Below are 26,945 nucleotides of genomic sequence, written 5' to 3' on the forward strand. Positions count from 1 at the left end.
ACGTTAACTAAATATTAACAAAAAAAACACAAAACATAAAGTTTTTGTGTTTTTTTCTATTCTATATTAAAAATTAATTTATTTAAATACTTATTAAATCATTCTTTAGTGCCAATTAAATTAACATAACTTTTTTGAGTACCATCTTTAAAAAATAATTGTAAATCTATATCTGTACTTCCTTGAATACCACCAAATAATTTAAAATCTTTAACAGTTGTTTTATCAACAGTATCAACATAATTATTTCTCATATCCCTAATTTCCACCATATTAGTATTTTTATCAGTACAAGAAATAACAACAGCACTAGAGACAGAAATCAAACTTACAGCTCCAAATAAAGATAATAATTTTTTCATAATTTTTTCTCCTTTTTAAAAGAATAACAAAAAAATACCTTAATTAAAAGGTATTAATATTAGTATTTTTGGAAAAAAAATTCTTTAAATTTCATTAGCTATTTTTTAACATGTTCCAGGAAGTATTTAAAATAAATCAATATTTATGGTAAATTTTAAAAAATACATTGGAATATTTTCTAAAATATTTTACCTAGTGCAATAGCTATTGCTAAAGTAAGAATAGAATAAACCATTAATGAAAAAGTAACATTAAAAGCAAATAAATTTTGAATAGATTTTAATAACTCTGTTGTACCAACTAAAGACTGAATTAAAGGTCCTGTAATCTTATTAAAACCTGTAAAATCTAAAACAGTATTAATTAAATATATTCCAGCGTTAGTAACACACCCAAAAAGATTAGTTAAAGAACATGTCATATATGGAATATTAAAATTTCCACTAGGATTTTGAACTACATTATTTCAATCATTAGAATTGTAAATAGTAAAATTTAAATCTCTTAAAATTATATTTTTAATTCTATCTGTTGAAATACTATTAAATCCTAAAATTGTAGAAAATGAATTAAAACCTTTTATTTGCTCTTTAATTTCATAATTTACTAATTCAATATCAGGTGTATTAGTATTCGAAGAACCAGTGGAATAATCAAAAATAGAACTTTTACTATTTAAATATTGATAATAATTTTGATTAGAATCATAAATAATGTTTGAAATATTATCATATTTAGCTTGAAAACTAAAAGGTAAAACTTCATTGCTTTCTACCATTCTTTTATCCATATTTACTAATAGCCCTTTTGGATAAAGGTTAAAACCATTTTTTATAAAAATATTATAGTTAATAAAGTGCTTTTTTAAAACAGTACTATAAGGCATATTCATAATAACATTTGTATCTGGATCTAAATCAAAAATAAATTGAACCAAATTTCTATAAAAACTATTAAAAAGATTAATAATTTCATTAATATTATATTCCTGGTTTAATTTATACTTATCAAAAAACTTATTTAAAGCATTTTCGAAATCAAAATTAAAAACTAATCTAGAACTATTAAAGCTATAAGGACTTTGATTTTCAATTAAAGGAGTAAATAAAACATTGAAAAAGTCATAATAAATATTTTCTTTCCCAGAACCACCAGTAACTTTAAATTCAAATTCTTTGTTATTAACAACATCTAATAAACTGAATTTATCTTTATAAATTTGAAATGAAAAATACTCTTTATCTTTAATTACTAAATCCAAATCATAAAAACTATCACTACTTAATTGGGTATAAAAATAAAGAACTCACAATTTAACTCAATATTTACTACTATTAGAATCGATAGAACTAGAATCAAATCAAGTACTAATATCGTTAAAATCTTTTAATGGAGTTAAACCAATAGAAAAAGCATAGTTTTTAGGGTTTATACCTTGATTAAAAAAATCAGACCTTAACATTAATTGAGATTGAATATCATATCTTTGAATAATACTATAAAGAGTATTTTGAGGATCAACATTAACATAATTAGTAACTTCATTAATTAATCTATTTCTAACTCCTATTTTAGTACCAAAATCTAAAGTTAATGGCAATGACGAAAATAAAGATATTAGAAAACTAAAGAAAATTGAAAAAAACATGTAATCACTCCTTATCCACAATAAACCTTCATTTTACAACAAGTACATATATCTTTATATGGTGCTGCTAAATGTTCACAATCACAATTATTACATAAACATAAATTTTTATATCTTTGATATTTTGAAATACTTTCATTTGAACGACAACTATATTTTAATGTATATGATTGTTGTTGCGCTTTATTATAACAATCATTACAAAATTGATTAATTTTTATTCATGGCATAGCTTCAACTTCTTTCTTTCTTGTTTTTTTTTTTTTTTTTGATAAATTTAAATAGGTATTATTTTTTGTCGAAGGGAAATAGTACTAAAAGCACTATTTATAGTGTTTTTTTGTTTTAGTGGGTAAATCTTGTAATTTTTTTATTTTTATTCATGGTAGGTTTTTAGGCGGTAATTTCTAGGTGCTTTTTTCATTTAAACTGCTTATTTTTTAAAATGAGAGATAAGCAATTTAACTATATATTTAATCTAAATATATTTATATCGTAGGAAAAATATCTATTGCCACAAATTTAACTTTTTTATAATTAAAAATTATAAATTGCAAGGAAAGTTAAATATAAATATTTTTTAGTTACTATAGTAAAACTATAGATACAATTTTAAAATTTTTTAAATATCTTAAAATTGTCGAAGGAAATTTAATAATTTAATTTTTAAGGCATTTAAAAAACCTTAAACTTTTAATAACATTTTTTTATCATTAATCACAACCCTTCTTGCTTATATACTTTTATGGACCTATAAAGATACATAAAATAACACACAAACAAATTTTAACTTTATAAGCCCGTAAAAATATATAAGCTCTTAAATAACATTTTTTTAATAACGGCAAATGGCGCTAAGGCGCTGGGTAACTAATTTATAACTAAACCTTTTTTGTTTAAAATAATATCTTGTTAATGTTCTTTTATTTTTTCCCTACCTTTTTTCATTCAATATGAATATTTATCAGGTAAATAAGTAGCATAACCATCAATAATAGCTTGTCTCATTTTTATAGCTATATGAATATATGGATCTAAATCAACTTCAAAATCAAAAATTTTTAATCTATCACAAACTAAACCAAATAAAAAATCACATTTACTGCTTAATTTAAACAAATATAAATTTTCTGTTTTAACCATAAATTGAGTTAAATCATTAGGATTAATATTTAATACTCCAATTTTAGTTTTAGGATTAGAACAATTACTACTAAAATGATAAGACTTGATATTTAAATCATATTTATTTAAATCTTTTGAGTCCAATTTATTTACTTTACTCATATATTTAGATAAATATTTAACTACTTTTTTTCTTCCTGTTGTTCCACCTTTTACTTTAACATTTCAATTAATACCATGAGGTCAATAAGTAAAAATTATAGAGTTAGGAATATATACATTTAATATTATGTGGAAATGAACTGCTCCACGTTTTTGATATTCATATATAGATACATATTTTAATTCTTGGTTTTTACGAAATTTAGATCGCTTTTCGCTATAAAATCAATATTTTAATTTTTGAAAAAATAACTTTAAATCATATTTAGCTTGTTTAATATCTTGCATATTTTTTGCATAAGTGAGAGTAAGAAATGATAATGTTTTTTGGTTATAAAAGTTATGAAATGATTTTCTAATAAATCTACCTTTACTGCGAATTTTACTATTATTTAATTTTTCTTTATTTTCACCAGTATTTTTAACACCACCCTTATTACGCAAATTACTCTCATAACTACTTAAAGGCAATATACTAGTCCTTACCATATCTCCATAATAAGTCTTTGAACAATAATATTCCATAAATAAAAAAACTCCTTTTTAAAGAGTTTCAATCAACATTATAAAATAATAAAGCAGTATTAATACTATTAATTAATAATAATTAAAAATAACTACTATTTAAGTTTTTTGTGTCGAAGGAAACTTAATTTTAAATTCTATTTAATTAAAGAATAACATAATAATCACTTATTAAACTATTCTTTTCTTCCGTTGTGTTATTTTATTAAAAAAATTATAGACCATTTAAGTCTATAATTCATTAGTTTTTGATTTCTTTTGACTCCTGATCTGAAAACTTATCTATTTTTGATGCATAAACAAAATAGAATAAACCTCAATCTAGAGCTGATTTTTTTTGAACTTTTTGTATTTCTTTTCAATCCTTATTAGCTTTTAAAAATACTAGTCCACCTGTCATTGAAAATAAAGTAAAAATAGAGATTAAACCAGTTAAAACAGCTAAACCAAGTCACATTCAAGTTTGTTTTTCTTTTATGCTTTCTAATAAAAGAACAGTTATAAAAACACCCGTAAGCACTAGCGAAACTAGAAATATTATTATAGATGTAAGAGCTACTTTATAAACTCCCAATTTAATCTTTTCAATCTTATTATCCATCTCTTGATACCCCTATTTCCTATTAAATATATTATAGATTATTTTAAAATAATTACAAAAAAAGTATTTTAGTGAGGTTGAAATATTTTTAGCTTTTTTTAAAAAAGCTAACATATAAAAAAGTGTTATTATCTAGATAGGTACAATTTTAGGGGTAATTATTATGAATTATGAAATTAAATTAGATATAAACATTAAAGCACCAATTGAAGTGGTTTGAAAAGAACTTGTAAACTTTGAAGTTTACAATAGTTGAAACCCAGTATTTGCTTCAATAATAGGTGATTTTAAAGTTAATAGCAAATTAAAAATCAAATTAAAAAACGACATGAAATTAAAGGCTTTATTATTAGAAATAAATGAAGAAAAAAGCTTTAAATGACTTATGACAATTGGTCCTAAATTTCTTTTTAACTCAATTCATAGTTTTGAATTGGAAAAAATAGACGAAAATACAACAAAATTTATACAAACAGAAACATTTGCAGGAATGGGAGTTAAAAAGTTTTGAAAGAAAATGAAACTAGCTACCGAGCAAGGTTATGATTATATGAATATGGCTTTAAAATATAGATGTGAAAATTTAATGAAAAAATAGAAAAGAAGAAGAAAACAAATGAAAATTGCTATTTTAACAGATTCATCTTATGGTTTAACTTCAAACATTAAAGATGTTTTTATAACTCCATTATCAATTAACATATCTGGTGAAAAATCAATTAAAGATGATTTAAACTTATCAAATGAAGATTTTTTAAAAATAATAAATAACAATTTAAAAACTAGTCAAACAGCGTTTGGTGAACTAGAAGAAACTATCGAAAACATTCTAAAGAATTATGATCAAGTTATAATTTGTGGTGTTGCAAAAGCACTTTCAGGACAATACAACAGTTACTTAAACTTTGCAAGTCAAGAAAAATTTAAAAACAAAGTATTTGTAATTGACAGTGATGGAGTAAGTATAATACTTGAAAAACAAATAAAAGATATTAGTGATTTAATAAATAAAGGAATGTCTTCAAAAGAAATAAAAGACTTCATTGAAAAAGATAAAAAAAATTATGAATGTTTTATAATTCCAAAAAAATGAAATACCATGGTTGCAAGTGGAAGAATAAGTAAATTAAAGGGACTTATTGCTACAACTTTAAAAGTAGCAGTTGTTTTAAAAGTAGCTGATGAAAAAATAGTGTTAGATAGCAAACAAAGAAGTTTCTTTATTGGTGTTAAATATATTTTGAATGAACTTAAAACTAAAATAAAAGATTTAAAAAAAATAGATGTTGCTTGTGGTATTTTTGATAACTCAGTTATCGAAAAAGTAAAATCAATTATTAAAGATTGTGGTTTAGAAATTAATTTATGATCACCTCTTACAAAAACTATAATGATAAATACAGGAGAACAAACTTTTGCCTTTTGTGGTTGAAGATAAAAAAAACTTTGAAGATAAACTTCAAAGTTTTTTTATTTATTTTCTTTTTGCATTTTTTTAACTTTACTTGTATAACCTTTTCTTCCAATAAACGGAAACACAATACTAGTTTTTGAAATGTAGTTTTGATAATCTTTATTATCTTTAAGTTTTTTAAATGCATTTCTTTCAAGGATAGGAACTCCAGAAACAAATAATAATAAACAAATAATATAAATTGGTGATAGTAATCAAAATAAATAATAATAAATTTCATTATTAGAATTATTTTTCATAATGATATTTGTTAAAAAAGCTATTGTTAAAAATAATCAAAAAACCATTTCACCAAAATAGTTTGGATGACGTGATATTTTTCAAAGACCTGTGTCAATAAAGTCTTTCTTCTTATTTTTATAAAATTTAGATTTTTGTTCATCCCCTATTGTTTCAAAAATTAATCCAAGTAATGCAATTAAAATAAATGCATAGCTAATATAATTTTTATTATCAAAGTATTGTTCTGGAATTGTTAAAGCAAAACATGCTGGTAGAACAATCAAGAAAACAGAAACTCCTTGTAGAACTCAAAATCCTAAAAATTTAAAAAATGAATTTCTAATGTTGTCAAATCTTTTATCATGTTTAATTTTTATTATTCTTTTGAATAAATAAGAACCCAAACGAATTGATCATAAAACAACAAGTGAATAAATTAATATTTGTATGATTGAAAAATTTTGTTTTCAAGCAAAAATAATTGTAGTTGATATAAGGAATGTTAAAGCATAAGTTATATCTGTAAATACATCTGATTTAAAAATGAATGCTATAACAAAGAAAAATAAATTTAAAACAATACATAATGCAAATAAGTACGCTATAAAAATATAATTAATATCCATAATAATCTCCTTTTATAGAATTTATTATATATATAAATTTAACTTTTATATTTTATAAAAAATAAAAACCTCTTTTACTTTTAAAAGTAATAGAGGTTTTTTGTGGTCTTTTATATATTCTTTTATTTAATTAATTCTTATTTTTTTGAATCTTAAGATTCTTTTTATTTAACTAAATTAATTTCTGAAATAACTAATTTAGTTTTTGATGCGTTTTGTTTTAATTTGACGTTAAATACGTACTCTGTACTTCCATCAGTTACAGTATACTCAAAGTCATTAGTTGCTCTTCTTTTAGTTGTAACAGTTAATTTTTTAAATAATTGAGTTGCTTCTTTAACAAGATTCTCTATTTTAGTGTTGCTCTCTTCAACTCATTTTTTAAGTATTGAGTTTGATTGAGCTACTAATTCTTTTGAATCTTCTAATATTTTAAAGAATTGTTCAAATACTGAACCCTCTTTTAATGTTCCATCACTGTTATAACCTAATATTTCAAACATGTTTTTAATATCATTTAAAGCTTTTTGTAAAGTATCATCTTTTATTAATCTACCAATTAATTCAGAATAATCATCAAATTTAATTGTTGATTTTGTAGTTTTAGAAAATGCAGTATCAAATTCTTCAACTATTTCTTTTATAGACTTATCAGTTAAGAATTCAGTACCAATAGATCTAGCTTCGTTGAATCTACTTTTTCCATCACTTGAGTTAATTGCAAATGTTTCTGTACTTCCCATTAAACCTTTTAAATCAATTTTATTTAAAGGTGTTTGCATTAATTTCATTAATGAGAAACCTAATTTTTCATTTGTGTTATGTCATAAATAACCTAATCAGTTTTCTTGGAATTCTTCTTTATCTCCATTTTTATCAATTTTATCTAAAATGTTTCCTAAAAATTCTGGTAACATTCCTTTAACTGAGAAAATTAAACCTTTAATTGTGTTGTATTCAGCTCCACCATATTCTGGTTTTAAACCAGCATTAATAAATGATCTAACTATTGAGTTAATATATATTTTCATAATTGTAGCATCTACATATTCTGCACCGTTTGCTTTTATAGCAACTTTAGAAAGTAAATCCATTAATCCACTATTAACTTTTTCTTTAAAATCACTACCTGCTTTAAAGTTTGTAGAGTTTGTAGCTAATAAAATTCCAATATAGTTTTTAAAAGTTACTCCTTCTTCGTCATTTACCATATATTTCAATTTCTTGAATACTTGTTTAAGGTCAATTGAGTTTGTACTAAATTTAGCAGTTCTTTTTGCTTCAATTTGTTCTAATGTAAGTATATTTGAAGTCATTTCATCATAACTAAATTGTTCAATATATACTAATAAAGTTCTTACAAATCTTATAATTTCAGCAATTGAGTCAACATTTTCTATTAAATCGAATTTAAATTCAACTTCTTTGTCCATTAATTTTTTAATGTTGTCAGCTAAACTAGTTGTACTTTGATCATAGTTTGAATCAACATCTTTTTGAGTTGCATAACTTAATATTACTGCATCTTTACCTTTAATAAATTTGTCTAGTGCATTTGAAAGTCCAATTACACTTGAATTTAGTGCTGTTTGATTATTCATATCTTTATAAATATCTGCACTAAATGCATTTTGAAGTATTTGTAATTTCTCATTAGACAATACTTTACCTAATGTTTTTAATATTTCTGGAGAAAGAATGCTTTCAATCATTTCTGGATTTTCAGCAACTAATCCCAATAATCCTTGTAACTGACTTGGATCAGATAAGAACTCTAATAATTGAGGTAATGTATTTTTAATTGTATCTAAAATACCTTCGTCTTTAACACTTGGATCAAAAGCATAGTCTTGATAAATGTTGTCTGAAATTTTTAAATCAGATGCTAATAAAGAATTTGGATCAAAGTATTTATTGGCAATTGTACTAAATTTAGAGTTATTTTGTACATTCTCTGATTCATCAAAATCAGTTAATCCTAAATCTTTTAAATAAGCATTTTTAACATCATTTTCCATTGTGTATTTTGAACTATAATGTGATTCACCATCAGATAATGGTTTTTGGTTTAAGTATAAAGATTTTGCATACTGAGTCATTAACTTAGAAATAGTATCTTGTTGCGCTTCAGTATCAAAGTTATTTCCTAAAACTGGTGTGTTATCACCACAAGCAATAACACTCCCTACAGTAGAGAAAGTCATTGTTGCAGCTCCTAATAAACTTAATAATTTTTTCATGTGTATCTTCCTTTAGTAATTTTGATTACTTATTCATTCATTTATCTTCAATGTCTTTAAAAATAAATTTTTCTGCGAACTTGTGTCCTTCTTTTGTTGGATGAACAAAATCTATAAAGAAGAAGTTGTCTTCTTTTCCAACATTGCCACTTTTTAAAGTAGCTTTAATTTCCAAATTTTTTGGATCAATACCTGATGAAAAATCAGGCATTGAAGAATCACAAAGTTCATCTTTTATATTGTTACTTGGATTTAATTCCTTAAATCCACTTATTATTTCTCCAAATCTTCCATAAAGGTCAAAGTGGAGAATACTGTTATCATAATTTTTATTTGCTTTATTTATGATTTGAGTTATTTCATAATCAAAATCATCACCGATCATTTTGATTATGTCCTTGTCTGATTGTGACTTATCTTTGTATTTTGGAATCAAAGTCATATCAGGCGGAGTTACGAAAACTATTTTTTTGGCTCCATTATTTAATAATGTATATAAAGAATTCTTAATATTTTCTAATGCGTTTTGCATTATTTCTTCTCTTTTATTTGGATTTTTTACATTATCTAAAATAGCAAACATATCATTTCCACCTATTTCAACAAAAAATAAATCATCTTCGTGAATTACTTGTTGTTGCACAAGGGCTTGAGCCTGTTTATAGATACCTGTGTTACCCATCAACATTGCTGCAAGCCCGCCTTGGGCTTCATAGGCAGTTGCTCCACCAACAGAATAGTTTTTTCCTCAAACTTTTTCTCCACCTCTATCAACATCTGCAGAGTGAATTAAGTTTGAAGATTTAAATTCTTCTTCTTCGAAATTTAGTTCTTTATTAAGTAAAGAAGCAGTTACAGGACCGTTGCTGAATCCTTTGTCATACATTCCAGTTAACTTAACATCAACTTTCAATTCATCTTTTGCAATAGCAACTATACCACCTTGATCACTTAGAGAATCTCCAAGTGTAAAGAAGTTTGAAAACCCCTTGTGTTTGGTTTTATCATCACTTGTATCTTTTGCATTTCTTTTATCAAATTGTGTACCAATGTTTTTATCAAAGTCAAAATTAATTTTTGCACTTGATGGAACACAAGATACTACTATAGATGATGTTGTAGTTAGAAAACTAAGAGAAGAAAGTATTGCTAAAATCTTTTTCATTATTTTCTTTCTCCTTTTTTATAATTAATTATTCATATAGTTAAGAAAGTTATAAACACGGGAAGTATTAAAGCTAGAAAAAGTATAAACATTATTGAACCGGCTCTAAAAACTTCTAATGTATCTGTCAAGAAAGGATAACTAAGTTCGTCATAAGTAACTTTTGTTTTGTTCATGTTACTTTCATTTAAATTTTTATTTTTAAATATACTGTGACCTAAAATATTAAAACCAAATTTAATATTTTCTATTTGTCTATTTAAAAATCAAACTTTATTGTTAATAATCATTGTTCCTAATGACTTTTCAACTTTCAATCCAGAAAGCCCTGGACCTTCATATTTCATATATGAATCATAAACATCTTGATCAATTATTGTTTGATCCCTTTTTATTTGTTGATAGAAATCACTTGAAAAAGCTTCTGATAAACCATTACTTTTAAACATTCATTCTATTCCTGAGTGAACATATGAGAAACTTAAGAATTTAGTTGCAACAGCTTTATCAAACTTTATTAAGTCAATTCCTAAATCATAAAGATCTACATCTTTTTTATTTTTAATATCTTCACCTCACCTATTTTCAAATCATTGTTCTGAAAATTTAGTGTACTCTTCTTTTTTGATAACTATATCTTTATCTTCATATGAATTTAAAGTTGAAAGTGCATCACTTACATAAGCACTTTTAACAGAAGTATTCATAGCAGTTTCATAAACAACATCATCTTGTCCATCAATAACATACATACCTTTAGGCATTATAGTTTTTATTTGTTTTTCGATACTGTTTATGAACTTTTGTGATTCAAGACCTAAGCCAGGAATCACCATTAAAAAACTTAGCAAAAATAAAAATGTTGCTATACTTGAAGAAATAATTATTTTTAATTTTAATTTCTCTTCAAAAAAGTTTTTGAATTTTTCTTTCATATTTTTTTGCGTCCTTTGTTAAAAAATTTATTACAATTTTATTTGGATTCATGTTTTAAAATGAATCGATTAAGTTTAATTACATCTGTAATTTTTTTCACTCAAAGTTTTTTAAGTAAAACATTGGGCTTACAAAGAATATAGTCTTTTAAATTTTCTATTTCAATAAAAATCACACTCACCAAAAACTTGACTTTTATTTTTTTGATTAGTTTAAATTCAAAAATATTTTTAACTTTTTTAAAAAACCCCATTTCTACTAACGTTTTAGGATTGGTATTCTGTTAAATATTTCTCAAAAAAAAAAAAAAAAAGCAAAATGGTGTTTTTGCTAAATTTACATGTTCAAAAAATCTTTTATTTATGGTAATTATTTAAGATGAAAACTTGTCAAAATAAAAAAATTTTTAAATTAAAAAATATCTTTTAAGTTAATTCAAAAATAAAAAAAGTAAATCTATTGATTTACTTTTTTCTTTGATTTTCTTTTTTGTTTTTCTTTTTGAATATCTATTTCAACTAACTCTTGAGCAAGAATTCTATTTCTTCTTCAAGGATCTGGTCTATAGTGGTAAGTTATATAAACTAATCCATCTAACATTAACATAAACATTGATGGAAGAATTGCAATACCAATAGCTCCTGGAATTAAATATCAATTTGCTGAACTGTATTTATTAACTTCAGCTAGGTTTAAAATTTTATCATTAAATCCTGGTATGAAAATTACAACTAAGTTTAAACTCACTGCAAGTAAACTTGCTAATCACAATGGTTTGTTAGTAACTATTGTTAATTTCTTATCAGCTTTTCAGTTTGATAATTTAATAAAGTTTGCATACAGACATGGAGCACAAGTAATAGCAACAAACATTGCTGTTCTACCATAATCTCCAATTTCAATTTTTGTTTCAACACTAATTTCTTTACTTCTTAAAGCTGCAAATCAATTTGTGAATGTTAGAGAATCATTTAAACTATTTTCATGTGTCTTTATAATGTTATTTAATTCTTCATTACTTAAGAACATCATTCCAAAGTAGTATGCCCCAATTGAAGCAATTGATGTAAATAATATTATTTTAAATAATGTAAATCCTAAACCTTTAAACAATGAGTTTTTACCTTTAACAGGTTTGATCTTCATAAGTGTAGAGTCATTTGCTCCCATTCCCATTGCAAGAGCAATAATTGATTCAACAATTAAGTTCATTCATAAAATATTTGTAGCTTCTAAAGGAGAAACTGAGTTTATTACAGAAAGAACAAAGATTGCCAATACGTTTGCCAAGTTTACACCAATAACAAATGCAATTGCTCTCTTAATTTTTTGATAAACGTTTCTTCCCTCATTAACTCCTTTGATAATTGTTTCAAAGTTGTCATCAGTTAAGATAATATCACTGGCTTGTTTTGCAACATCAGTTCCAGTAATACCCATAGCAACTCCAATGTCAGCTTTACTTAAACTTGGAGCATCATTAACTCCATCACCTGTCATTGATGTTATGTTTCCTTTTTGTTTTAAAGCATCAACAATTCTAACTTTATGCTCTGGATTAACTCTGGCAAATACTTTAATTTGTTCAATAACTCTTAATAATTGTTTGTCATCTAATTGATTTAAAGTATCACTGTTCATTACTTCATATTCAGAATGAGCTAAGTCTAAGTCTTTTGCAATAGCAAGAGCAGTTACAGCATGATCTCCTGTAATCATAACAACTTCAATTCCAGCTTCGTGAGCTAAACGAACAGCGTTAACTGCAGTTTCTCTAACTGGGTCAATCATACCAACAGCTCCTAAGAATACTAAGTCTTGTTCTAAGTCATCTTTATCTTCTAATTTGTCATAGTTTATATGATATGCAAATGCAAGAACTCTTAAAGCATCTTTTGAAAGTTCATTTGCCATTTCAAGTAATTCTTTTTTGTCTTCATCAGTAATGTCTCTTAAGACATTGTCTATCATTATTTTGCTACATCTTTGTAGTAATTGATCAATAGCTCCTTTTGTGAAAGCTGTATTAACTCCATTAATGTTATTAACAGTTGTCATCATTTTTCTTTCACTGTCAAAAGGCATTTCATCAATTCTTTGTCAAATATCTCTTGAATCTTGTTCGTCATAGCCTATTATTTCTGCATAATCAACAAGTGCAAGTTCAGTTGGATCTCCAATTCTTTCATTTCCTTCTGTAACTGAATCGTTACATAAAACTAATGCTTTTAAGAATAAGTCCATGTGATTATCATTTTTTTCTTTTTCATATTCTTTTGATGCAAGAATTTTATTGTCCATTATCATTTTTTTAACAGTCATTTTATTTTGAGTTAAAGTTCCTGTTTTATCAGTACAAATAAAGTTAACATTACCTAAAGTTTCAACTGCTTGAAGTTTTTTAATAATAACGTTTTGTTTAACCATTTTTTTAGTACTTATACTTAAAGTAATAGACACAACCGCTGCTAAACATTCTGGAATAACACCAATTGCTAAAGTAATAGCAACCATTAAGTAGTTAGCTCATGCATTACTATCTCCACTAAAGAATAAAGTAGTAAAGATTAAAATAGCTAAAATGAAACTTAAACCACTTATTCAGTAAGTAAATGAGTTTAATTTCTTTTCTAATGGTGTTGATTCTTCTTCATTTTCATTAATTGATTTTGCTATTTTTCCAATTTCAGTTTGTTCACCAGTTTTAATAACTACCCCAATTGCTCTTCCTGATGTAATGAAAGTTGACATAAATGCGATGTTTTTCATTTCAGCTAGAATTGTAGTTGATTCTTTTAAGGGTAAGTGTGTTTTTTCAACAGGCAATGATTCACCGGTTAAGTTAGCTTCATCAATTGTTAGATCACTTGATTCAACAATTCTTAATTCAGCTGGAATATATTTTCCTGCTTCTAAAACAACGATATCTCCAGGAACAAGTTCTGAAGCATCAATTTCTTGTTGCATATCATTTCTTATAACAACAGCTCTTGGTTTTGAAAGAGATTTTAAAGCATCCATTGATTTTCTTGCTTTAATTGTTTGAACTGTTTCTAAAACAGCATCAATTAAAACAATTGAGAAAATAACAGCTGCATCAATAAATTCTGATGCTTCAATGTGTCCACCACTTGAAATAATTGGAGCAACTATAGATACAATTGCAGCTCCCATCAATACCAATAAGATTGGTTCTATTAAAGTTTTTAGAAAGATTAAATATCAAGGAGTTACTTTTCCTTGAGGTAGTTCATTTAATCCGTATTTAGCCTTTTTAGATTCAACTTCTTCAGTAGTTAAACCTTTTTTAATATTAGTTTCTAATTGTTTTTCGAGTTCTGGTTCAGAACTTAACAGATTTTCTTCCATATATTTTTTCACTTCTTTTATAATAATAAAATTATAACAAAAATTACAATTATTATAATAATCTTTGAATATTTAGGTTAATTAATTTATCACCATTATCAAATCCTGAATTTAATCAAAATTTTTTAAAGAATCTTTTTCATTTTTTTGTAATTATATTTTAAGGTTAGTTCTCCATACCAACTTTTTAAACCAAATTCTGATAAAACAAACTCAGCTGTAGAAGTAGATATATTTTTATCTACAAGAATACTTTCTAAGATAGTCATTGAAAAATCACATTCTGGATTTTTTTCAATAATTTTGCTAAAGATTTCTTTTATAGTTGGTAAGTCTTCTTCTCCATCAATTTCACCCAAATCTTTGTTAGTAACAAATTTGGAAATATCTCTTATAAAATCTGGTTGAGTATTATTTATTTTGCAAGATGTTGCCATTACAGACCCTAATCCAGTCGCTAAAAAACCAACAATACCTAAAAAACTTAATATTTTTTTCATATAAATAAAACCTCTCTTTTTAAAATTATAGATTTAAAGTGTATAAAACATTTTTATATTAATTGTAATATTTTATAAACTATATTAAAAAATAAAAAAAACACCTAATGGTGTTTTTTATTTTAAGTTTTCTCCATTATTTTTGATTAATTCTTTATATCAAAAGAAACTATCTTTTCTAATTCTTTTCATATCTTTTTCATCAAATTCATCTCTGTTAACATAAACGAATCCATAACGTTTTGAAATACCTTCGTGAGTAGAAACTAAGTCGATTGCACTTCAAGGCATATAACCTATCATTTCAACACCATCAGCTATAGCTTCGGCCATATATTTAATATGTTTTTCATAGTATTCAATTCTGTAATCATCGTGTATTTTTTCATCATCTGTTAAAACATCTCTTGCACCAAGACCATTTTCTGTAATCATAATTGGTAATTGATATCTATCTCAAACATCTTTTAAAGTGTTTTTAAATCCAATTGGATCTATTTCTCATCCGAATTGAGTTTTATCTAAGTTTGGATTTTTAACAGTTTTTCCAACACCTGGGAAAACCATTCCAGAATGTTGATCGTCTTTATTTTTTAAAGATTGTTCATAATCTTCTTGAGTTGCGTTAGCAACAGTCATAGTTGTATAGTAATTGAAAGCAATAAAATCAGGTTTTGAATCTTTAAGTATTTCTTTCTCTTCTTGTGTCATTTCTATTTCTTCATTAATTGATTTTAAGTAGTTTGCAAATCAATTACTGTATTCACCTCTACAAACTATATCTAAGAAAGTTCAGTTTCTTATTTGATCAAAATTTAATTTAGCTTGGTAATCTTCAGGTTTGCTTGAGGCTGGATAAACTGATGATATGTTTGGAGCAGGACCTATTTTTGCATTAGGTAACATTTTTCTAAACAATCTAATAGCTCTTGCTTGAGCAACATTTAAGTTATGCATTATTTGTCATTTAGAAGCTTTTGATTTTTCTGAAATAACACCAATGATTTGACCAACAAGAGCAAACATATTAAGCTCGTTTATTGTAAGTCAGTATTTAACTTTTGAACCAAAGTTTTCAAATAATACTTTTGAATAGGTTTCAAATAATTTTGAAAAGTCGTGACTATCTAGACCACCAATTTCATCAATAAAGTTTGGTGTGTCAAAGTGAAACATTGTAACAACAGGTTCTATATTATTTTTTAATAATTCATCAATTAAATCATTATAAAACTTTATACCTTCAGGATTTATTTCTCCCTTAACATTTTTAATTATTCTTGGTCATGAGATTGAAAATCTATAAGATTTAAAGCCCATTTCAGCCATCATTGCAACATCTTCTCTTCAATGATTGTAATGATCTGAAGCTACTTTAAAACCAGTAATACCTTTTGGATAAGTTTCTCTTTCATCAAATCTATCCATTATAGAAGGAACTTTACCACCTTGGTCAATTGCACCTTCTACTTGATAAGCACTTGTAGATGCTCCTCATAAAAATTCTTTTGGAAATTTACTCATAATTTCTCTCCTTTTAAATTAGATAACATAATTTTTATTACGTTATCTAAACATATTTTCCCACCATTTACAAAATAAAAACTTTCCATAATGGAAAGTGTTTATATTTTTTATAATTCTCCAGTTTCTCTGAATTTTTTGAATCAATCAAATGATTTTTTCTTGAATCTGTCTCCAGTACCTTTGTGGTAATCATCGTAATCTACGAAAATTAATCCATAACGTTTTGACATTTCATTAGTTGATAAACTAACTACGTCAATTGGAGTTCACATTGTATAACCAAATACATTTACACCATCAAGGATAGCTTCGTTAATTTGTTCAAAGTGTGAACCTAAGTATTCAATTCTGTAATCATCTTCTACTGTGTTGTTATCATTTAATGTTTCAACAACACCAATACCATTTTCAGAAATAAATAATGGTATTTCATATCTATCTCATAATTCATTTAAAGTAACTCTCAACCCGATTGGATCAATTTGTCATCCTCATTCAGTAGCTTTTAAGAATGGGTTTTTACCTCCCATTAATAAGTTTCCTCCAGCTTTTTCAACAATTTCTTTTGAGATTGTTGAAGTCATGTAGTAACTGAAAGTAATGTAGTGAATTGGATTATTTTTAATTACTTCTAACTCTTCAGGAGTTGTTTCAAATTTAATGTTGTGTTCTTCAAAATATCTTTTTGAATAAGTTGGATATTCTCCTTTGATCATTACATCATAGTAGAAGTATCTTTCCATTTGTTGGAATTTTAAGTTTTCCATTACGTTAACTGGGTTACAGTCAGAATAATAAGTTGTCATATTAGCAACCATACATCCCATTTCAAGGTTACTTGAAATTGATTTAGCAATTTCGATAACTTTAGCTTGTGCATAGAATTGGTTGTGTAAACCTTGTCATGAAGCGTTTACATAATCTTGTTCTGTTGCAAAGTCTTCTCTAAATATTCCTAAACCAGTAATTGGTGATAATGGTGCAATGTTGATTTCATTAAATGGTAATCAGTATTTAACTAAATCTTTATATTCATTCATAATAACTGTTGAGAATTTAATAAATAAATCAATAACAGCTTTGTTTGATCATCCACCATATTTTTTAGTAATTGGATATGGTACATCATAGTGTTGAATAGTTAACATTACTTCCATACCTGATTTTTTACATTATTCAAAAACACTTCTGTAAAATTCAATAGCATTTTTGTTTGGTTCTGCTTCATCTCCGTTAGGAAAAATTCTACTTCATGCTATAGACATTCTGTAGATATTAATTCCCGCTTCTTTAAATAAAGCAATATCTTCTTTATATCTATGATATTGATCTACACCAAATCTTTTTGGATAGTGTAAACCATCTTTGTTCTCGATTGATTTTTCATAATCTTCTCTAGTATAAGCATTTAATTCGCTTACACTTTTACGATCTAAATTAGGGTTAAAAGGTCTCATTTCAGCGATAGTAAGTGATTTACCATCAACATCGTATGCACCTTCTACTTGTGAAGCTGAAGTTGCTCCTCCTCACAAGAAATCTTTTTTAACAAATTTCATAATTTGCCTCCTTGTTATTAAATTGCTAATAGGTTTTGCTTTTGTTGTTTTGTAAAGTAAATTTTTTTCTCATCCACTATTCCATAACCAACTTCAACAGCATTAGCTGCATTTCAATATAAATCTTTAAATTGTAATAATTCAACTTTGTGAGTTTGTTTTGAAATGTCATCTACAAATTTATTTGCAGCATTTTCTAATTCAGTAATTGTTTTTCTATAATTTTCAACAACATCTTTTCCTTGTTTGATTAAATCTTCTTTTTCAATCACTAAAGGATTAATTTTTTCAATTAAATTGTATGAGTTGTATTTTTCAACTATCATATCAATTTTATCTTGATCAAGTTTTTCATTACCTTGGGCTTTAGTTGCTTTTTTATATAGTTTAGTTTTATTTTTTTCTTCCACACCATTTAAATGAGCAATTTTAGCTTCTAATTTAAGTAATTTTTGAATATATTTTTCATAGTTTTTTATAACATCTTTTTTATCTTTGATTTCTGAAGATAATTTTTTTGAATTTTCTTCAAATGATTCCATATTATCAAATTTTATTTTGTTTAATATTTTTTTAATTTTTTGAGAAATTTTAATTGAATATTGGTATTCATTTTTTCTTTCTTTGTAAAATGCAAAAGTTAATAATATTGAAGTTCCAATAGATATTGCAAATGAAACAAGTAATAAAACTTTGTCTATGTTGTCATTATAATTCATTACAGCAAGTATTCCTTGTGGTCCCACTGTATTTTGGACCACCCCTAAAGCTCCTGCGAATAAAGAACCAGTAAATGCTCCTACACAACCAATCATAAATGGCTTAATTTTTGGTAAGTTAACTCCATAAATAATTGGTTCTGTTATACCAAATACCCCTGCAGGTATTGAACTTAGAGCTAGGTTTTTTAAATTACCATTTTTTGTAAATATTGAAACACCAATACATACACCTAATTGACCCATAACAGCTATAGTAACGGCAGGTAACATAGGTGATGAAACACTTGGATCTCCAGCCATTAAAGGTAACATCATAGTCATAGCAACAGCTACGTGAACACCAGTAAGAACAAGTGGTTGTCATATTAATGCAAATATAGCAACTCCAAACCCAAATGGAATTTGACCTATTAATCCTACTAATAATGTCATTAAATATTCAATGAATCCTAATACAGGACCAGCAACAAACAGTATTGGCACTACAGTCATTAAAACTATTAATGCAGCTCTGAAAACCACATCAATTGAAGAAGGCATTCATGTTTTAATTCATTTATCAGAGTAAAAACATAAGAATCCAGCCATTATAAATGGCAACACACTTCCTTCGTAAGCTTTAACAACAATTGGATAATTACCAATTTTAAATAAGAATCATCCTGAAATTTGATAATCAGCATTGAATATTCAATGACCTAATTTTAACTCATCATCAGGAGTGCTTTCTATTCCTGTTGGTACAAATAAAATTCTTGAAACTAGTATAAGACCTATTAATATAGCTATTACTTCGGTTCCTCCTAAATACTTAACAGTATTATAAATGAAGAAAACCCCAACTAAATTTAGTCCAACTTTTTGTAATACATATAATACTACAGAAAATACATCAGCATCTTTAATTCCAACTTTATCAATATCAACGATTATGTGAGTTTGAAGAGCAATTGCATATAAAGCTCCAAATATACCAGCCGCCATTATAACAGGGATAATTGGAACCATAATTCCAGCAATACCTTCCATAACTATAGAACCAAATGATTTTTTAACTTTTTGTTTTGAATCTTCAGTTGATCCAGAATAGCTATCTTGTTTCTCTATTTCTTCTCTAACTTTGTAACATTCACCACCAATAATGATCTGTAATTCATCACCAGCTCAGTTTGTTCCTTTGACTAATTCATTTTGTTTAATCTTAGCTTCATCAACTTTTGATTTATCATTGATGTTAAATCTAAGTCTTGTCATACAGTTATAAACTCTTGAGTAATTTTTTTTACCCCCAACTGCATTTACAAGATATTCTCCTGCTAATTGATATTTAGATTTAAACTCTTTTAAACCTGTTTCACTTTTAGCTGGAGCAACTGATTTATAACTAACTTTACAAATCAATTCACCCTTTTTATATTTTCCCTCTTTTAATCCAACTATCTGAATATCTTCAGCACTTGATGGATCAAATACTATAGGAGTTTCACTTGTAACATTGTTATCTTTTAAAACTTGTAGATCAACATCAAATATTGCATCATTAAGCTTTAAGTTTTGTTCAAGTTTAACTTTTTGGGTAAATGGTTTCCCATTTAATTTAACAGTATCAATACCACAGTGAATAAGTACATCTAATTCGTTGTTTATTTTAAAACCATAAGCATGTTTTGTGTCAAAAGTCATTTTACACTTAGCTTTATCAAATGGAAGTGAAAATTTTCCATTTTCAGGTATTACAACTATTCCATCTCCAAGCATTTTCTCCGAAAAAACAGCATCGCTACATTTAGAGATGTGTTTTACTTCACAGTCAACTGGAGCATATAGATTAATTTCCATATAAATTCCTCCCTTAAAATAATATTTTCCATTATTGCAGAAAAAAAAGAATAGATTTCTCCATTCAGTCAAGTACTTTACAAATTGTAAAGTTTTTAAAGTTTATTAAATATAGTAAAAAACAACATATTTAAAGCTAAAACCCTTGTTTCAGCTCTTGAATTATCTAATGAAAAATTCACAATCATCTTAGAAGTGAAATTCATATTTAGTTTTTCCGACTGTTTATCAGTCACTATAATAAAGTTTTTACTCTCTTCATTATAAGATTTTGTAAAGTTATCCATTAATTTATCATTATCTCTTCCAGTTAAAACTACTAAATTGATGCCATTTTTTGGTGTTTCTCTTGGTTTAAATCTAAACTCGTTGTTAAGTAAAAATGCATCTTTCCCAGACTCTATTAATAGTCCTGCCAAATATTTTGAGCAATCATATGCTTGATAGGAAGAATATATATTTATAACTTGAGCATTTTCAATCGCACGAGATATATCATTTATAAATTGCTCGTTTTCAGAGATTCAATTCTGAATTGAGTTAAATATTTCTCATGTGTCTATTTTCACACTTTTTTCTCAATTATATTTAGATCATTCATTTTTAATAGTAAATATAAATTCTCTATAGCCAGCAAAACCAAGTCTTTTTGAAAACTTTGTTAAAGTAGAAATTGACACAAATGTTTGATTAGCTAATTCTTCTTGGTTATAAAATTTACCACTCTTTATATTTTCTAATAGTTTTTTTGCAATCAATTTAAAAGTGGTGTCCTCAAAATCCTTGCTCATAATTTCTAATTTTTCAAATACAGATGTCATTTTAAGTACCTCTTACTACTTTGATTATAATTATTTTTGACTAAATTAAAAAAAAAAAAAAAAATTTATGTCACTAAAATGTTTTTATAAATCCAAATATTCTTTAACATCTATTAATCTTTGATTACTACTACCCCTATAAAGAATATTGGGATCATAAAGTTCTTTTACAAATCTACCATCAACCAAAGTATCTACTAATAATAACAACTCATACATAGATGATTGTTTTTCGTCTTTATCATCTTTTTTAGCTATTAATTCTTCTATTGTAAAGCCAGTATAAAGTCAAATATTTAAACCAGTTTCTTTTTTGATTCTTTTAACAAAAGGAATCATTTCAATAGCACTAAACATAGGATCTCCACCACTAAAGGTAATCCCGTTTATTAAAGAATTAGATTTTATTTCATCAATTATTTCTTGTTCATATTCTTTGTCAAAGTCTCTTCCTATTTTAAAACTTCAACTAATCATATTATGACAACCCATACAGGCATGTAAACAACCAGCAACATATATTGAATATCTAATTCCTGGTCCATCACTTATAGTTTCTTTAAAGATCTTTAAAATCTTCATTAGATATTAGTGTTGTGTTTTACTCTTTCTGATTCTTCTGATTGTTTACCTTTATTTCAACCATCTAAATCACCAACTAAGTACCCAGTAATTCTTCTAGTTCTTGAAATGTCATCACTTCCACACATTTGGCATTTGAAAGGTATTAAAGAAGTATAATTACATTCTTTACATCTATCAACTGGGTGATTTAAACTACCATAGTTTATTCCTTCAACTCTCATTGCATTAATTATAGAAAGAACTGCATGAAGATTTTTCTTAGCTTCTCCATCTAATTCAACATAACTTATACTTCCAGCTAAAGTTAAAGAATGATATGCTGCTTCTTTTTTTATTTTATTGATTGCACTTATTTTGTAATACACAGGAACGTGGTTAGAATTTGTAAAGTAATCTCTGTTAGTTACTTCATTAATAACTCCAAATTCTTTTTGTGTAACTTTTGCCATTCTTCCTGCAACTGATTCAGCTGGAGTTGCAATAACTCCAAAGTTTAAGTGAGTTTTTTGTTTTCACTGTAAAGCAACTTCATTAATTTTTTTAATAACTTCTAAACCAAACTCTTGAGCTTCATTGCTTTCCCCGTGATGAGAATTTAATAAAGCTTTAAGAGCTTCTGCTAAACCAACAAAACCAACTGTTAATGTTCCTTGATTAAAAACTTCTTCAACATATTCTTCTGCTTGAAGTTTTCCCCCTCCAGATAGAATATTATTTTTCATTAAGAAAGGAAATTCTTTTGCTAAAGCGCTTTTTTGATATTCATATCTTATCTTTAATTGTTCACACACTTCTTGTGAATATTTTTCTACTCTATTTAAAAATTCTTTTTTAATGTTTTCAATATTAATTTCTTCAAATAATATTTCATTATCTTTAATTTTATTTTCTTCTCTTAAAAGTTCTAAAGCTATGTAAGGTAGATTTAGAGATGTAAAACTTAAATTACCTCTTCCAACAGATGTTTTATCTCCATTTATATTTTCAAAAACTCTTGTTCGACAACCCATTGTTGCAGGTTCGTAGTATCAAGATTTTTTATCATTTTCTTTTCACATTTCGTGTTGGTTAAAAGGTTGATCTAAAAACATAAAGTTTGGAAACAATCTTAAACTTGTTGTTTTAATTGCTAATAAAAATAAATCAAAGTTTTTTGTTTCTCATTTATTTTTTTCATCAAATCATTTTTCTTGACTTAGACTCATAGCTCTTTGATAATCTTTTTCACTAAAGTTAACTTTATCTTTTACTTTAAAAATTACAATTGGAAAAATTGAAGTTTCACCATTTCCCAAACCATTTTCTAACGCTTTGCACAAAGATCTAGTAACTTGTCTTCCCTCTTTAGATGTATCTGTTCCTAAATTAATAGATGAAAAAACTACTTGATTACCACCACGTGAGTGTTGAGTATTTAAGTTATAAACAAAACCTTCCATAGCTTGATCTGTTTCTTTTTCAACTTCATGGACTGATAAATTATATATTTTTTCAAATTCTTCATCACTGAATTTGTAGTTAAAAGAATAACTTTCTATAATACTTTTTGTTACATTTTTATAAGTTATTCTTTCATCTTTTTTTATTTCATCTATTTTATTTTCACTAAATTTTATATTAGTAAATATAAAAAAGTGTTTTAAATTTTTTATTAAAGACTTTCTAAAACTTTTATTAACTCCTGGTGCCATAAAATAATCAAAAGCAGGAATTGATTGACCCCCATGCATTTCATTTTGTGCAGTTTGAAAAACTATTGCAGCTAACTCTGCATATATTCCAATTGATTGAGGTTCTTTAATTAAACCATTTTTTGTTTTAAAACCATTTTCAAATATTTCTTCTATATTATATTGAACACAAGTAGCTGATTTAGTTGCATAGTAATCTAAATCATGAATATGCATCAAAGCCTTTCTGTGTAATTGTGCGTGGTTTTCTTTTACAAGATTTTCTAAAGCAAAATCTTTTGCAGTTATTGATGCAAACTTCATCATTTTACCACTTGGAGTGTTACCACTCATGTTTGCATTTTCATTTTTAATATCATTACTAGTTGTTGAAATAACTTGTTTAAACTCATCAAGTATATTAACATAATTTATTTTTTGATCACTCATAATGTTATTTTCCTCCCCATCTTTTTTAAACTCAAAATAAAACTTAATAAATAAGTGTTAAGAAATCAAAATACTTTCTGGAATTATAAATTTAATATTCTCTAATTTCTTTTTGAGTTGTGTTGTTATATTATAAAAATATTTTAAAAAATCAATAAAATATTTTTGGAATTTCAAATATAAAATGTTAATAATTTTTATAAACTATTATTATATTTAATTATTTTTAAAAAAGTTATTAACATTTTATCCACTTTGCAAAATAAAAAATACCTACATAGTAGGTATTTATAAAATGATTTTATTATTACTAAAATATTTTTAGTTTAAATTATCTAGGAAAGTTAATGCACCAAGATATCTAACTGCTTGGTTAGCAAATTTATTTGAAGACGAAACTATTTCAATCACTTCTTCTTTTGTTGAGTTTTCATTAATATCTTTTGTTACAAATTCATTAATTAAACTTGAAATGAAAGCATCTCCAGCTCCAGTTGTATCTGCAAGTTCTTCACAAAGAATTGTTGGCACGTAAATGATTTCACCATTTCACCCACACATTGTATCTTTGCTTCCTCTTGTTACACAAATTAAAGCTTTAGGATTATTTTTCATTAATGATTTTAAAGCATTTTCTTCTTTAATCATTCCAGTAACTAATAATAATTCTTCATCACTTAATTTGATTAAACTAGCTTCATTTAAAAATGAAGCACACAATCTTATGAATAATTTAATTTCGGCTTCAGTAGTTCAAAGTTTATCTCTAAAGTTTGGATCAAAACAAAATTTAGTTTTATTTTGTTTTGCAAAGTTAAATAAATCTCAGTAAGATTCATTTAAATCTCCATCAAGTAAAGCTGTTGCACTTCCAAAGTGAATGAAATCAATTTCTTTTAATTTATCTTCACTAAAGTTTGATAAGTGAAAATCAGCATCACTGTTTCTAATGAATTCAAAGAATCTTTCTTTATTTTCATCTAAAGTAACCTTAGCAATAGTTGTCGGTAATTCTGATTGCTCAATGAAATCTGTTTTAATATTAAATTTTTCTATGAATGAGTTGATTTCATTTTTGTATTCGTCATTTCCTAAACTTCCCATAAAATAACTTTCGTTATTTTTTAACGCCGCAATTGAACAAGCAACATTAAAACTTGCTCCTCCAACTTCAGCTTGTTTAGTTCCATTTGCTGAATACACATCCATCAACACTTCACCTATTGAAACTATTTTTTTCATATTTTTATTTTTCCTTTAATTCATTTTTAAACATAATATTGTTTCAAACATATTTGTTTGAATCTAATTGAATAACTTTTATGTCATTTAAATTTGTAATAATCTTGTTGTGATCTTTAATAAAGAATCTCAATGATATTGCATGTTGACCTTCGTTGATAAATATTTCTAAACAACTTCTGTCTACTAATATTCTAACATCATTAACGTTTAAGTTATCAAAGTTAATTATTGAAGGTAAGTTTTCTTCATCATTGTAGTCCATTTGTGTTCTGTTGATTGAAAATTTATTATTTTCATTTTTTAAAATGATAAATTTGTTTTCACTTGCTAATTTAATTTCAAAGTCTTTGTTTTCAATGTTGTTTGATAAAATTTCAACTAAACCATTTTCATAATTGAAAACATTATCTTGAGATTTAATTTCATCTAATCTCAAGTTTTCTAATTCTTTAATTGGTAATTGATATAGGTAATCATTTTTAACAAACAATTCTCTTGGAACTGTTAAGTGATTACTTCAAGTTGTTAGTTCGGGTGGAAAAGGATTTGATTTTGAGTTTCCTAATCAACCCAACATAATAATTCTATCTTCTGTATTGTTGAAAACTTGTGGAGCATAAAAATCAAAACCTAAATCAATTTTTCTTAATTCAGTTTTAAATTTAAAGTTAGCTTCACCATCAACTTCAACTTCTCTGTACTTTACAAAGTGACTTCCTTCACTTAAAGGAAAGTCTTGTTCAAGACAAGCAAAAACATATTGCTTACCATCTAATTCAAAGTAGTTTGGACATTCAACCATATAAGAGTTTTGTTCATCACCTTGATCAACTAAAACATCTTTTTTGAATTCTCATGTTTCACCATTGAATTCATAAACATTAAGCACTCCTTTTTTGTCTAAAGTTTGTGCTCCATTTAACATAAATAATTTGTTTTCTTTTTCAAATACAATAGGATCTCTAAAGTGTCCTGTGTATTTTGTTAAGTCACATTCGAATAATAATTCTTTTGTTACAACTTTTTCTTTTAAATCAATTAAAGCTTTTAGTGTATAACTTGTTCTATCAACATCATTAAATTTAACATTTCCTGTGTAATAGATTTCCATTTCACCATTTGAATTAACTCTTGCACTTCCAGAAAATACACCATTTTTATCATAGTCATTTGATGGAATTAAAGTTAAACCTTCATAAGTATAATTAATAAAATCTTTTGTTGTATAAAGTCCTCATGATTTATTTCAGTGTTCTATACTAAAAGGACAACTTTGCATAAATACAAAATATTGTCCTTTGAAGTATACTAAACCATTTGGATCATTTGTAGAACCTGCATAACCAGATAAGTGAAATTGATTGTTGTATCAATCACTTTCTTTTTTATCATGGTATTCTTTGATCAGCTCTAAGTGACTTTCGTTTATTAAACTATATTTTTCTCACTTCATTGTTTGATCTCCATTTTGGTTTTTTTATTTAATTAAGCTCTTGCTCTTTGTTCAGCTTTTTCAGCTTTCTTAGCGGCTTTTGCTTTTTGTTTTTCAGCTTTAACTTTTTCTAAATGAG

At 25.8% G+C, this 26,945-nt stretch carries 20 protein-coding genes and 1 pseudogene; 2 read left to right on the forward strand and 19 right to left on the reverse strand.

Annotation, left to right across the window (positions count from 1 at the left end; all coding sequences use genetic code 4):
• Positions 1–56 precede the first annotated feature (56 nt).
• The 5 genes from AACL10_RS02700 to AACL10_RS02720 all read right to left on the reverse strand — a co-directional run bounded on the left by AACL10_RS02700 (position 57) and on the right by AACL10_RS02720 (position 4,424).
• Entirely contained in the window at positions 57–362 is a 306-nt protein-coding gene (locus AACL10_RS02700) for a lipoprotein (RefSeq protein WP_338984318.1), read from the reverse strand.
• A gap of 179 nt (positions 363–541) precedes the next feature.
• The gene (locus AACL10_RS02705; RefSeq protein WP_338984319.1) at positions 542–2,011 is read right to left on the reverse strand and encodes a hypothetical protein; all 1,470 of its coding nucleotides are present in this window, start codon (positions 2,009–2,011) and stop codon (positions 542–544) included.
• A gap of 11 nt (positions 2,012–2,022) precedes the next feature.
• Complete coding sequence (locus AACL10_RS02710) at positions 2,023–2,241, reverse strand: hypothetical protein (protein WP_338984320.1); 219 nt, start codon at positions 2,239–2,241, stop codon at positions 2,023–2,025.
• Between the two features lie 682 nt (positions 2,242–2,923).
• A complete protein-coding gene (locus tag AACL10_RS02715) occupies positions 2,924–3,823 on the reverse strand; it encodes a rolling circle replication-associated protein (RefSeq protein WP_338984322.1) in 900 nt (299 codons plus the stop codon).
• Positions 3,824–4,064: 241 nt separating this feature from the next.
• The gene (locus AACL10_RS02720; protein WP_338984324.1) at positions 4,065–4,424 is read right to left on the reverse strand and encodes a hypothetical protein; all 360 of its coding nucleotides are present in this window, start codon (positions 4,422–4,424) and stop codon (positions 4,065–4,067) included.
• A 163-nt stretch (positions 4,425–4,587) separates the two neighbouring features.
• On the opposite strand from AACL10_RS02720, the gene AACL10_RS02725 reads away from it, so the two are divergent.
• A complete protein-coding gene (locus AACL10_RS02725) occupies positions 4,588–5,022 on the forward strand; it encodes an SRPBCC domain-containing protein (protein WP_338984326.1) in 435 nt (144 codons plus the stop codon).
• A gap of 18 nt (positions 5,023–5,040) precedes the next feature.
• A complete protein-coding gene (locus AACL10_RS02730; protein WP_338984328.1) occupies positions 5,041–5,862 on the forward strand; it encodes a DegV family protein in 822 nt (273 codons plus the stop codon).
• A 32-nt stretch (positions 5,863–5,894) separates the two neighbouring features.
• On the opposite strand, the gene AACL10_RS02735 is transcribed toward AACL10_RS02730, so the two are convergent.
• From AACL10_RS02735 to AACL10_RS02800, 14 genes and pseudogenes are all read right to left on the reverse strand, one after another.
• On the reverse strand, positions 5,895–6,746 hold the full coding sequence (locus AACL10_RS02735; RefSeq protein WP_338984330.1) for a DUF1295 domain-containing protein: 852 nt from the start codon (positions 6,744–6,746) through the stop codon (positions 5,895–5,897).
• A gap of 164 nt (positions 6,747–6,910) precedes the next feature.
• The gene (locus tag AACL10_RS02740) at positions 6,911–8,986 is read right to left on the reverse strand and encodes an MOLPALP family lipoprotein (RefSeq protein WP_338984331.1); all 2,076 of its coding nucleotides are present in this window, start codon (positions 8,984–8,986) and stop codon (positions 6,911–6,913) included.
• 25 nt (positions 8,987–9,011) lie between these two features.
• The gene (locus AACL10_RS02745) at positions 9,012–10,151 is read right to left on the reverse strand and encodes an SGNH/GDSL hydrolase family protein (RefSeq protein ID WP_338984332.1); all 1,140 of its coding nucleotides are present in this window, start codon (positions 10,149–10,151) and stop codon (positions 9,012–9,014) included.
• The gene (locus tag AACL10_RS02750; RefSeq protein ID WP_338984334.1) at positions 10,151–11,086 is read right to left on the reverse strand and encodes a hypothetical protein; all 936 of its coding nucleotides are present in this window, start codon (positions 11,084–11,086) and stop codon (positions 10,151–10,153) included. The genes AACL10_RS02745 and AACL10_RS02750 overlap by 1 nt, the downstream gene beginning before the upstream one ends.
• Before the next feature lie 457 nt (positions 11,087–11,543).
• Entirely contained in the window at positions 11,544–14,456 is a 2,913-nt protein-coding gene (locus AACL10_RS02755) for a cation-translocating P-type ATPase (RefSeq protein ID WP_338984335.1), read from the reverse strand.
• 125 nt (positions 14,457–14,581) lie between these two features.
• Positions 14,582–14,956 carry a hypothetical protein gene (locus tag AACL10_RS02760; RefSeq protein WP_338984337.1) on the reverse strand — a complete coding sequence of 125 codons (375 nt, stop codon included), beginning with the start codon at positions 14,954–14,956 and terminating at the stop codon, positions 14,582–14,584.
• Positions 14,957–15,073: 117 nt separating this feature from the next.
• Entirely contained in the window at positions 15,074–16,480 is a 1,407-nt protein-coding gene (locus AACL10_RS02765; protein WP_338984339.1) for a glycoside hydrolase family 1 protein, read from the reverse strand.
• A gap of 110 nt (positions 16,481–16,590) precedes the next feature.
• Positions 16,591–18,042 (reverse strand): annotated as a pseudogene (locus AACL10_RS02770) (glycoside hydrolase family 1 protein).
• Between the two features lie 17 nt (positions 18,043–18,059).
• Complete coding sequence (locus AACL10_RS02775) at positions 18,060–20,603, reverse strand: glucose PTS transporter subunit IIA (RefSeq protein WP_338984341.1); 2,544 nt, start codon at positions 20,601–20,603, stop codon at positions 18,060–18,062.
• 95 nt (positions 20,604–20,698) lie between these two features.
• Positions 20,699–21,424 (reverse strand): hypothetical protein, encoded by a 726-nt coding sequence (locus AACL10_RS02780; RefSeq protein WP_338984343.1) that lies wholly within the window; start codon positions 21,422–21,424, stop codon positions 20,699–20,701.
• Positions 21,425–21,508: 84 nt separating this feature from the next.
• Positions 21,509–22,006, reverse strand: a complete 498-nt coding sequence (gene nrdG, locus AACL10_RS02785) for an anaerobic ribonucleoside-triphosphate reductase activating protein (RefSeq protein ID WP_338984345.1) — start codon at positions 22,004–22,006, stop codon at positions 21,509–21,511.
• Positions 22,006–24,129: an anaerobic ribonucleoside triphosphate reductase gene (locus AACL10_RS02790; protein ID WP_338984347.1), complete on the reverse strand. Its 2,124-nt coding sequence runs from the start codon at positions 24,127–24,129 to the stop codon at positions 22,006–22,008. Before AACL10_RS02790 ends, nrdG begins: the two co-directional genes overlap by 1 nt.
• A gap of 321 nt (positions 24,130–24,450) precedes the next feature.
• A complete protein-coding gene (locus AACL10_RS02795) occupies positions 24,451–25,371 on the reverse strand; it encodes a carbohydrate kinase (RefSeq protein ID WP_338984350.1) in 921 nt (306 codons plus the stop codon).
• 4 nt (positions 25,372–25,375) lie between these two features.
• Entirely contained in the window at positions 25,376–26,827 is a 1,452-nt protein-coding gene (locus tag AACL10_RS02800; protein WP_338984352.1) for a glycoside hydrolase family 32 protein, read from the reverse strand.
• Positions 26,828–26,945 lie beyond the last annotated feature (118 nt).

It is taken from the genome of Spiroplasma endosymbiont of Diplazon laetatorius, from assembly GCF_964019625.1.
GTDB lineage: Bacteria > Bacillota_I > Bacilli_A > Mycoplasmatales > Mycoplasmataceae > Spiroplasma_A.